Origin of the sequence: Streptococcus mitis (assembly GCF_047462815.1) — a bacterium.
GTDB classification, from domain to species: Bacteria; Bacillota; Bacilli; order Lactobacillales; family Streptococcaceae; genus Streptococcus; species Streptococcus mitis_DO.
On record NZ_JASHFB010000002.1, the window covers coordinates 177,338 to 187,701 of the forward strand.

10 protein-coding genes and 2 pseudogenes are annotated in these 10,364 nt (G+C 43.1%); 10 read left to right on the top strand and 2 right to left on the bottom strand.

The genetic code is table 11. The features are described from left to right. The first annotated feature begins 55 nt into the window (after positions 1-55). The 5 genes and pseudogenes from pabB (at position 56) to QM865_RS01865 (ending at position 4,358) form a co-directional block, all read left to right on the top strand. Positions 56-1,768, top strand: coding sequence for an aminodeoxychorismate synthase component I (gene pabB / locus QM865_RS01845; protein WP_414305882.1), 1,713 nt, complete (start codon positions 56-58; stop codon positions 1,766-1,768). Positions 1,769-1,784: 16 nt separating this feature from the next. Beyond that, positions 1,785-1,877: pseudogene (locus QM865_RS01850) on the top strand (alpha/beta hydrolase); the annotation flags it as partial. Positions 1,878-1,935: 58 nt separating this feature from the next. Continuing rightward, positions 1,936-2,345 (top strand): annotated as a pseudogene (locus QM865_RS01855) (hypothetical protein); the annotation flags it as partial. Positions 2,346-2,462: 117 nt separating this feature from the next. After that, a complete protein-coding gene (locus QM865_RS01860; RefSeq protein WP_000078564.1) occupies positions 2,463-3,422 on the top strand; it encodes an ROK family glucokinase in 960 nt (319 codons plus the stop codon). Positions 3,423-3,518: 96 nt separating this feature from the next. Continuing rightward, positions 3,519-4,358, top strand: a complete 840-nt coding sequence (locus QM865_RS01865) for a thymidylate synthase (protein ID WP_023943194.1) — start codon at positions 3,519-3,521, stop codon at positions 4,356-4,358. Positions 4,359-4,407: 49 nt separating this feature from the next. On the opposite strand, the gene QM865_RS01870 is transcribed toward QM865_RS01865, so the two are convergent. Further along, entirely contained in the window at positions 4,408-4,578 is a 171-nt protein-coding gene (locus QM865_RS01870; protein WP_001051777.1) for a DUF3042 family protein, read from the bottom strand. Between the two features lie 120 nt (positions 4,579-4,698). On the opposite strand from QM865_RS01870, the gene miaA reads away from it, so the two are divergent. The 5 genes from miaA to QM865_RS01895 are packed head-to-tail and all read left to right on the top strand — an operon-like array spanning position 4,699 to position 9,150. Then, positions 4,699-5,583 carry a tRNA (adenosine(37)-N6)-dimethylallyltransferase MiaA gene (gene miaA, locus QM865_RS01875; RefSeq protein WP_414305883.1) on the top strand — a complete coding sequence of 295 codons (885 nt, stop codon included), beginning with the start codon at positions 4,699-4,701 and terminating at the stop codon, positions 5,581-5,583. Then, entirely contained in the window at positions 5,576-6,814 is a 1,239-nt protein-coding gene (gene hflX / locus QM865_RS01880) for a GTPase HflX (RefSeq protein ID WP_414305884.1), read from the top strand. Before miaA ends, hflX begins: the two co-directional genes overlap by 8 nt. Beyond that, the gene (locus QM865_RS01885) at positions 6,807-7,430 is read left to right on the top strand and encodes a cystathionine beta-lyase (RefSeq protein ID WP_414305885.1); all 624 of its coding nucleotides are present in this window, start codon (positions 6,807-6,809) and stop codon (positions 7,428-7,430) included. Before hflX ends, QM865_RS01885 begins: the two co-directional genes overlap by 8 nt. A 14-nt stretch (positions 7,431-7,444) precedes the next feature. Further along, positions 7,445-8,374: a ribonuclease Z gene (rnz, locus tag QM865_RS01890; RefSeq protein ID WP_414305886.1), complete on the top strand. Its 930-nt coding sequence runs from the start codon at positions 7,445-7,447 to the stop codon at positions 8,372-8,374. Between the two features lie 20 nt (positions 8,375-8,394). Beyond that, positions 8,395-9,150, top strand: a complete 756-nt coding sequence (locus QM865_RS01895) for an SDR family NAD(P)-dependent oxidoreductase (protein ID WP_414305887.1) — start codon at positions 8,395-8,397, stop codon at positions 9,148-9,150. 54 nt (positions 9,151-9,204) lie between these two features. On the opposite strand, the gene QM865_RS01900 is transcribed toward QM865_RS01895, so the two are convergent. Beyond that, positions 9,205-10,113, bottom strand: coding sequence for a LysR family transcriptional regulator (locus tag QM865_RS01900; protein ID WP_001222592.1), 909 nt, complete (start codon positions 10,111-10,113; stop codon positions 9,205-9,207). Positions 10,114-10,364 lie beyond the last annotated feature (251 nt).

Sequence of the window (10,364 nt, forward strand, 5' to 3'; positions counted from 1 at the left end):
ATCTCTCATCTGCTTTGCGGATGAGGGTTTTCTTATTTTGTGCTATACTTAAGGTATGCATAGAAAAACAGTGATTGATTTTAGGGCTTTGGGCGAGAGATACACCTTCACCCAGCCTATCAAAGAGTTAAAAACGAGATATTTAGCGGAAGTGGCGGACTTGCTGGCACAAGTGGAAAGCTACCAAAAGCAGGGCTACTATGTGGTGGGCTATGTCAGCTACGAGGCTGCACCTGCTTTTGAGGAGAAATTAGCAGTTCACAAGGCACCTTTATTGGACGAGTATTTGCTTTATTTTACTGTTCACGATAGGGTGGAGACCTCCCCTATTCCTCTGACTTATGATGAGGTTGATTTGCCTTCAAATTGGCAGGAAGTGACGTCTGAAGCAGAATATGAAAAGGCGATTGCCCAGATTCACCATCATTTGCGTCAGGGGGACACCTATCAGGTCAATTATACTGTCCAACTCAAGCAGGACTTAACCGCCAATCCTTTTGCTATCTACAATCGTATGGTAGTAGAGCAGGAGGCGGGCTACAATGCCTATGTGGAACATGATGACATGGCAGTGATTTCCATGAGTCCAGAGCTCTTTTTTGAGCAAAATGACCGCGAGTTGACAACGCGACCAATGAAGGGAACGACTCAGCGTGGCATGACTGACCAAGAAGATCTTGACCAAGCTAGTTGGTTGGAGCAGGATCCTAAAAATCGGTCTGAAAATATGATGATTGTGGACCTCTTGCGCAATGATATGAACCGTATTTCTGAGGTGGGGAGTGAGCACGTGGAACGTCTTTGTCAAGTGGAACAGTATTCAACTGTTTGGCAGATGACTTCGACTATCAAGAGTCAATTGCGAGAGAATGTTGACCTTATTGAAATCTTCCGTTCTCTCTTTCCTTGTGGTTCCATAACGGGTGCTCCGAAAATTGCGACTATGGAGATTATCAAAAATTTGGAACCTCAACCGCGCGGAGTTTACTGTGGAACGATTGGTCTCTTGCTTCCAAATGGGCGACGGATTTTCAATGTTGCCATTCGGACCATTCAACTTCACAAAGGTCAAGCCATTTATGGAGTTGGCGGAGGGATCACTTGGGATAGCACATGGGAATCTGAATACCACGAGGTTCATCAAAAGGCAGCTGTTCTCTATCGTAAACAAGCTCGCTTCCAACTGATTACAACTGGAAAAATTAGCCAAAAACAACTGCTGTTTGAAGAGCAACATATAGAAAGACTGAGAAAAGCTAGCCGATATTTTGCTTATCCTTTTGACCCAGAAATTTTGAGACAAAAGATTGAAGCAGAGTGTCAGGTTTGTGATGCTAATCAAGACTACCGTTTGCGAATTAGTCTCAGCAAGTCTGGAGAGTTTGAACTCAGTCGTCAAATCTTAACACCTCTTAGTCCGAACTTCTGTCAGGTCAAACTTTGCCTTCAGGAAGCGGATTTACAGCAAGCATTTACCTATTTTAAAACGACTCATAGACCACATTTGAGCCTAGGGGAACAAGAGATCATTTACTACAATAAGTCAGGAGAACTGCTTGAAACCTCTATCGGAAATTTGGTTCTGAAAATCGATGAGAAACTATACACACCGCCTATCCGACTTGGAATCTTGCCAGGAATTTATCGTCATCATTTGCTGGAAACAGGACAGGTAGAAGAGAAAGTCTTGACTTTAAAAGACTTAGCCCGAGCTGAGGCTATTTACGGCTGTAATGCAGTGAGAGGTTTGTATGAGTTAAGCCTTTAGGAGAACTAGGTGAAAACTGGTATTTTTACAGGTATTAGGGCAGTCAGCAGAGTCTTGGAAAGAAGTTCGGAATCATTTGAAGGATAAGCCCACAGAAGCTCTTGAATTGCTGAAATAAGTTTGATAAAATAATAGTGAAATCGATATCATAATTATGGAAGAAAGAAATGAACAAACGTCTATTTTTAAAAATGAGTCTGGCAACCTTGCCAGTTTTAGCCTTGTTTTCACAACCTGTGTTAGCAGAAGAAAACATTCATTTTTCTAGTTGTAAAGAGGCTTGGGCGAATGGATTTATGATTCTTCCTATCAAGCTTGGTATTATTTGAAATCAGATGGTTCTTATGCAAAAAATGCATGGCAAGGAGCTTATTACCTTAAATCAAACGGTAAAATGGCACAAGGTGAGTGGGTTTATGATTCTTCTTACCAAGCCTGGTATTACTTGAAATCAGATGGTTCTTATGCTCGCAATGCATGGCAAGGAAATTACTATTTGAAATCGGATGGTAAAATGGCTAAGAATGAGCGAGTTGATGGCGGACGTTACTACGTAGATGCTTCAGGTCTCTGGAAACCATAATCCAGAATAAAATCCAGAAAGTTAATGCAAACCTTTGCATAAGGAACTGAATTTTGTTATACTATATCTGTAAGCATTTTCAATTACTACAAAATGAAAAAGGAGAATATGATGAGTCAAAAGATTATTGGGATTGACCTTGGTGGAACTTCTATCAAATTTGCAATCTTGACAACAGCAGGAGAAATCCAAGAAAAATGGTCTATCAAGACTAATATTTTGGATGAGGGAAGTCATATCGTAGATGATATGATTGAGTCTATTCAACATCGTTTGGACTTGCTTGGATTGGTAGCAGCGGACTTCCAAGGTATTGGAATGGGATCACCAGGTGTGGTTGACCGTGAAAAAGGAACTGTTATCGGGGCCTACAACCTCAACTGGAAAACCCTTCAACCAATTAAAGAAAAGATTGAAAAAGCCTTGGGCATTCCATTTTTCATCGATAATGATGCCAACGTGGCAGCTCTTGGTGAGCGCTGGATGGGGGCTGGTGATAACCAACCAGATGTTGTCTTTATGACACTCGGTACTGGTGTTGGTGGCGGTATCGTCGCAGAAGGAAAATTGCTTCACGGTGTTGCTGGTGCAGCAGGTGAGCTTGGCCACATCACTGTTGACTTTGACCAACCAATCGCATGTACTTGCGGTAAGAAAGGTTGCCTTGAGACAGTTGCTTCAGCAACAGGGATTGTCAACTTGACTCGTCGCTATGCCGATGAATACGAAGGCGATGCAGCCTTGAAACGCTTGATCGATAACGGAGAAGAAGTAACTGCTAAGACTGTCTTTGATTTGGCAAAAGAAGGAGACGACCTTGCTTTGATCGTTTACCGTAATTTCTCACGTTACTTGGGAATCGCTTGTGCTAACATTGGTTCAATCTTAAACCCATCAACAATCGTCATCGGTGGTGGTGTGTCAGCTGCAGGAGAATTCCTTCTACAAGGCGTTCAAAAAGTGTACGATGAAAATACTTTCCCACAAGTACGCACATCCACTAAATTAGCTCTTGCAACTCTAGGAAATGACGCTGGAGTTATCGGAGCAGCATCACTTGTATTGCAATAAAATAAAAAAGGAGAAAATTGCTTTCCATAAGCGAGTGATTTTCCTCCTTTCTTTTTTTATGCTATACTAGTTAGGAAACAAATGAGGTGAGAGTAAATGACAAAAGCAGATACTATTTTTAAAGAAAATATTGAACGAATCCTCAAAGACGGTGTCTTTTCTGAGCAGGCCCGTCCCAAGTACAAGGATGGGACAGTTGCCAACTCTAAGTACGTAACGGGTGCCTTTGCAGAGTATGACTTGGCCAAGGGGGAATTCCCCATCACAACCTTGCGTCCTATTGCCATCAAATCAGCTATCAAGGAAGTTCTCTGGATCTACCAAGACCAGTCAAATAGCTTAGAGGTGCTTAATGACAAGTACAATGTTCACTACTGGAATGACTGGGAAGTGGGAGATACGGGAACTATTGGTGAGCGTTACGGGGCGGTCGTTAAGAAACACGACATCATCAATAAGCTTCTCAAACAGTTGGAAGCTAACCCTTGGAACCGCCGCAATATTATCTCTCTCTGGGATTATCAAGCTTTTGAGGAGACAGATGGGCTACTCCCATGCGCCTTTCAGACCATGTTTGATGTCCGCCGTGTAGATGGAGAAATCTATCTGGATGCAACCTTGACTCAGCGTTCGAATGATATGTTGGTGGCCCACCACATCAACGCTATGCAGTATGTGGCTCTTCAAATGATGATTGCCAAACATTTTGGCTGGAAGGTTGGGAAGTTCTTCTACTTCATCAACAATCTCCATATCTATGACAATCAATTTGAACAAGCTCAGGAATTGCTTCGTCGGGAGCCGTCAAACTGCCAACCACGCTTGGTTTTAAATGTTCCTGATGGGACTAGTTTCTTTGATATCAAAGCAGAAGATTTTGAGTTGGTGGATTATGCCCCTGTTAAGCCACAGTTGAAGTTTGACCTAGCTATTTAGAAGAATAGAAAAAAGAAGTTGAGAAATAAATCCCAACTTCTTTTGTTTCTTAACGTGATACGCGACGACGAGCTGCTTTTTTACGGTTTTCTTCGATGAAAGCTGCTTTTTGCTCTTCTGGTTCGATTACTTTCTTTTTAAATGCGTATACCGCGCCTGCAAGTGCAGCGACAGTTCCTGCGACACCTGTTACAAGACCTTTAGCGAATCCTTTAGCCATGAGTCTTCCTCCTTTATATTCTCAATCAGCCAGCCTCCTCAAGAGGTCACATTTTTCTGACTGACCTTTTTGTGTTATAATAATAGTAACGAAAAAATGGGAATTTTTCAAGGAAAAAAGATGAAAACAAAAATAATTGTGATTGTTGGACCGACTGCTGTTGGAAAAACAGCCCTTGCCATTGAAGTGGCCAAGCGTTTTAATGGCGAAGTGGTTAGTGGAGATAGCCAGCAAGTCTATCGAGGACTTGATATTGGGACGGCCAAGGCTAGTCCAGAAGAGCAGGCAGCTGTTCCTCATCATTTAATCGATGTTAGAGAGGTAACCGAGTCTTACTCGGCTTTTGATTTTGTTTCAGAAGCTAAGATGGCTATTGAGGACATTCACAGTCGTGGCAAGCTAGCTATTATTGCTGGTGGTACTGGACTTTATATCCAGAGCTTGCTAGAAGGTTATCACCTGGGTGGGGAGACTCCCCATGAGGAGATTTTGGACTATCGAGCTAGTTTGGAGCCATATTCAGATGAGGAATTAGCTCATCTTGTGGCGCAAGCAGGCCTTGAAATTCCCCAGTTCAATCGTCGTCGTGCTATGCGTGCCTTGGAAATCGCCCATTTTGGTCAGGATTTGGAAAATCAAGAGACCTTGTATGAACCGCTGATTATCTGCTTGGATGATGAGCGCAGTCAATTATATGAACGTATCAATCACCGAGTGGACCTGATGTTTGAGGCTGGGCTTTTGGATGAGGCCAAGTGGTTGTTTGACCATTACCCTGATGTGCAGGCTGCTAAAGGAATTGGCTACAAGGAACTCTTTCCGTATTTCCGTGGAGAGCAGACCTTGGAGGAAGCTAGTAAGAATCTCAAGCAGGCTACCCGTCGTTTTGCCAAGCGTCAGTTGACCTGGTTCCGTAATCGCATGCAGGTCACCTTTTATCAGATTGGAGAAGCTGGTGTGCAAGACCGCATTTTAAGCCAGATAGAGGAGTTTTTAGATGATTGATACGGAGAAAAAAGAGGAGCGGGTCCTGCTCATTGGTGTGGAATTGCAGGGCATGGACAATTTTGACCTCTCCATGGAAGAATTGGCCAGTTTAGCGAAAACGGCAGGGGCAGTCGTTGTAGATAGCTACAGACAAAAACGTGAAAGATATGATTCCAAGACCTTTGTTGGCTCTGGAAAGTTAGAAGAAATTGCGCTCATGGTGGATGCAGAAGAAATTACCACTGTCATTGTCAACAACCGCTTGACTCCACGGCAAAATGTCAATCTAGAAGAAGTTCTCGGTGTCAAGGTCATTGACCGTATGCAGTTGATTTTGGATATCTTTGCCATGCGGGCTCGAAGCCATGAAGGGAAACTCCAAGTCCACCTAGCCCAGCTCAAATATCTCTTGCCTCGCTTGGTTGGTCAGGGAATTATGCTCAGCCGTCAGGCAGGAGGAATTGGTTCCCGTGGACCTGGTGAAAGCCAGCTGGAATTGAACCGTCGTAGCGTTCGCAATCAAATCACGGATATCGAGCGCCAGCTCAAGGTGGTTGAGAAAAATCGGGCGACTGTCAGAGAAAAACGTTTGGAGTCAAGCACCTTTAAGATTGGTTTGATTGGTTACACCAATGCTGGGAAATCAACCATCATGAACACTTTGACTAGTAAGACCCAGTATGAGGCTGACGAGCTCTTTGCGACTCTGGATGCGACGACTAAGAGTATTCATCTAGGGGGCAATCTCCAAGTAACTTTGACAGATACCGTGGGCTTTATCCAAGATTTACCGACAGAGTTGGTGTCTAGTTTCAAGTCAACCTTGGAAGAAAGCAAGCATGTGGACCTTCTGGTTCATGTTATTGATGCCAGCAATCCTTACCACGAGGAGCATGAAAAAACAGTTCTGTCTATTATGAAAGACTTGGACATGGAAGATATTCCTCGCCTGACCCTCTATAATAAAGCGGATTTGGTCGAAGATTTTACGCCGACCCAAACGCCTTATGCCCTCATTTCTGCCAAGTCTGAGGATAGTCGCGAGAATTTGCAGGCACTATTTTTAGAGAAAATCAAGGATATTTTTGAATCTTTTACCCTGCGCGTGCCTTTTTCAAAGTCATACAAGATTCATGATTTAGAAAGTGTCGCGATTCTGGAAGAACGTGATTATCAGGAGGATGGCGAAGTGATTAGAGGTTACATTTCTGAGAAAAACAAATGGAGGTTAGAAGAATTTTATGACTGATATTAAAACTTTAGCTCTAAAGTATGGAGGTTATACAAGTCTGGATAAGGTCTATCTGGATCAACTTCTAGCTGGTAAAACAGAGCAAGAGCAGTTGGCACTGATCACTCCTCCACCTAGCGTGGTCAATGCCTATTTTGCAGAACTCTACCAGAAAAAGAGTCCTGAGGCTGCGACGGATTATTTTGCTGAACTCAGTCAGGAACTAAATCTCTACAACGTTGAGCCAAGTTTCACCCTAGAAAATAAGCCTTTTATTCGGCTTAATCTGTCTGGTAAATCCTTTGGTTTTTGCTATGAGAGAGAGGGCCTTGGTCGAATTTTCTCTGAGAATGAAGAGAAGATTTCAGATAACTTGCTTTTTGAGATTGCACAAATTTTCCCCCATCAGCTAGTCTTTGAAGAGTCTGGTAAGATTTACATGAAGGCTGTCGGGGACGAGGAAGTTGTTAGCGTGGAAAGTCTCACAGCTTTGACTGATTTGGAAAGCTTGGCTGATGGTCGCAAACGTCTTAAAGGCTACAGCCAGGAGGATTTACTGCAAGAAGCTGCTGCTTTTTCTGGCAAGCGCTATTTCCGATCGGAAAACCGTACAGCTATGTTATATATTGATTAATTAGAAAGTATCGAATGGATATTCAATTTTTAGGAACAGGGGCTGGTCAGCCCTCTAAAGCCCGCAACGTTTCAAGTCTCGCCCTGAAACTCTTGGACGAGATTAACGAAGTCTGGCTCTTTGACTGTGGAGAAGGTACGCAAAATCGCATTCTGGAAACCACAATTCGACCACGCAAGGTCAGCAAAATCTTTATCACTCACCTGCATGGAGACCACATATTTGGCCTGCCAGGATTTCTTTCTAGCCGTGCCTTTCAGGCCAATGAAGAGCAGACAGATTTAGAAATCTACGGACCTCAAGGGATCAAGTCATTTGTTTTAACCAGCCTTCGTGTGTCGGGTTCTCGTCTGCCCTATAAGATTCATTTCCATGAGTTTGACCAAGATTCTCTAGGGAAAATCCTTGAAACGGATAAGTTTACCGTTTATGCAGAGGAGTTGGATCACACTATTTTCTGCGTTGGTTATCGTATCATGCAAAAGGACCTTGAAGGAACGCTGGATGCTGAAAAACTCAAGGCGGCTGGTGTCCCATTTGGCCCACTTTTTGGAAAAATCAAAAACGGTCAGGATGTTGTTCTAGAAGACGGCACTGAAATCAAGGCTGCTGACTATATCTCAGAGCCACGTCCAGGTAAGATTATCACTATTCTAGGTGACACCCGAAAAACCAATGCCAGCGTACGTCTGGCTGTCAATGCTGATGTCTTGGTCCATGAATCAACTTATGGCAAAGGCGATGAGAAAATTGCCCGTAATCATGGTCACTCAACCAATATGCAGGCGGCGGAGGTCGCAGTAGAAGCAGGTGCTAAACGCCTCCTGCTCAATCATATCAGTGCTCGCTTCCTCTCAAAAGATATCAGCAAACTCAAGAAAGATGCGGCTACAATTTTTGACAATGTGCATGTAGTCAAAGACTTGGAAGAAGTGGAAATCTAAAAGATTGAGAAAGGATAAGTATGCGTACGATTCTCATTACCGGAGCTAGCGGTGGTCTAGCTCAAGAAATGGTCAAACTTTTACCAGAAGACCAGCTTATCTTGCTTGGTCGAGATAAGGAAAAATTAGCTCAACTCTACGGAAATCATCCCCATGCAGAATTGATTGAAATCGATATTACCGATGATTCAGCCCTAGAAACTCTGGTAACTGACCTCTATTTCCGTTATGGTAAGATTGATGTCTTGATTAATAACGCTGGTTACGGGATTTTTGAAGAATTTGACCAGATTTCTGCCCAAGATATTCATCAGATGTTTGAGGTCAATACCTTTGCCCTGATGAATCTGTCTCGTTGCCTTGCTGCTCGTATGAAAGAAAGCCGAAAAGGCCATATCATCAATATCGTCAGCATGGCAGGTTTGATCGCTACTGGCAAGTCCAGCCTTTACTCAGCGACCAAGTTTGCGGCCATTGGGTTTTCAAATGCTCTGCGTCTCGAACTCATGTCCTACGGTGTTTATGTAACGACGATCAATCCAGGACCAATCCGTACAGGATTTTTTGACCAGGCTGACCCAGATGGCACCTATCTTAAATCAGTTAATCGCTTCCTGCTAGAACCAGATGCAGTAGCTAAAAAGATTGTCAAGATTATAGGAAAAAACAAACGAGAACTCAATCTTCCGATTTTGTTGAACCTAGCTCATAAGTTTTATACCCTCTTTCCCAAGCTAGCTGATAAGTTGGCAGGGGAAACTTTTAATTATAAGTAAAAAAGAACCAATGCGTAGGTTGTTGCTAGCCTACATATTGGTTCTTATCATTTCTCAACTATCAAACTGGACTTCTTCTAGTAGATAGTCGATAAAGCGTTCGCCCATCTTGGATAGGCTGGTTTTCTCATGCTGGATATAGACCAGCTCAATCGGGTCATCAATGTCCAGTGGGATGGAAACGATGTTGTCTCCGTTGAGATTGCTGTTCAAAATCCCCGTCGCAATAGTGTAACCATCCAAACCAATCAAGAGATTAAAGAGGGTGGCACGGTCACTAACCACAATGGATTTCTTGTGGTGCTCTTGGGAAAGGATTTCCTCTGAAAAGTAGAAGGAGTTGTGCGTCCCTTGGTCATAACTCAGATAAGGGAAGTTTTCCAAATCAGATAGTTTCACCTTGTCTTTCTTTGCTAGAGGATTGGTCTTGCTGACAAAGATATGGGGCTGGGCTGTGAAGAGGTGGTGAGCCAGCAGGTGGTTGTCATCCAGCATTTTTGTTAAAACATCACGGTTGTAGCTGTTCAAAAATAGGACACCGACCTCACTACGGAAGTTCTTGACGTCGTCGATAATTTCCCAAGTCCGCGTTTCACGAAGAAAAAGCTCGTATTTTTCCATATCGCTTTTCTTAAGTAGCGATACAAAGGCATTGACCACAAAGGCATAGTGCTGGGAGGACACGCTAAAGAGTTCGCGGTGGGCGACAGGATTTTTATAACGTTCCTCCAGAAGCTGAGTTTGCTCAACGACCTGACGGGCATAGGAGAGAAACTCCATCCCATCACGGGTCAAGGTAATCCCCTTGGGATTGCGGATAAAGATTTCAATACCCATTTCATTTTCCAAGTCTCTCACAGCATTGGAAAGACTTGGCTGAGTGATAAAGAGCTGTTTGGCTGCCTCATTCATGGAGCCAGTTTCGACGATTTTGATAATATAGTGTAATTGTTGAATTCTCATGTTTTTATTGTACCACACTTGCCTCAGAATCGCCAAGGAAGATAGGAAAATCAGGAGTATTGTGTAGGTCTCTTGTAAAGTAACTAAGAAGAAAATTCTAAATAACTTAATAGGGTAAAAAAGTGAGACTGGGACAAAATAGTTCTCGACCACAAAAAAAGCTAGAGATTTCCAATTGTGGAACTCTAGCTTTTTAATTTTGAGTCGTTCTCTTATTGTATTTTAGGAGGTTATTGGCCATAAGTACCAAT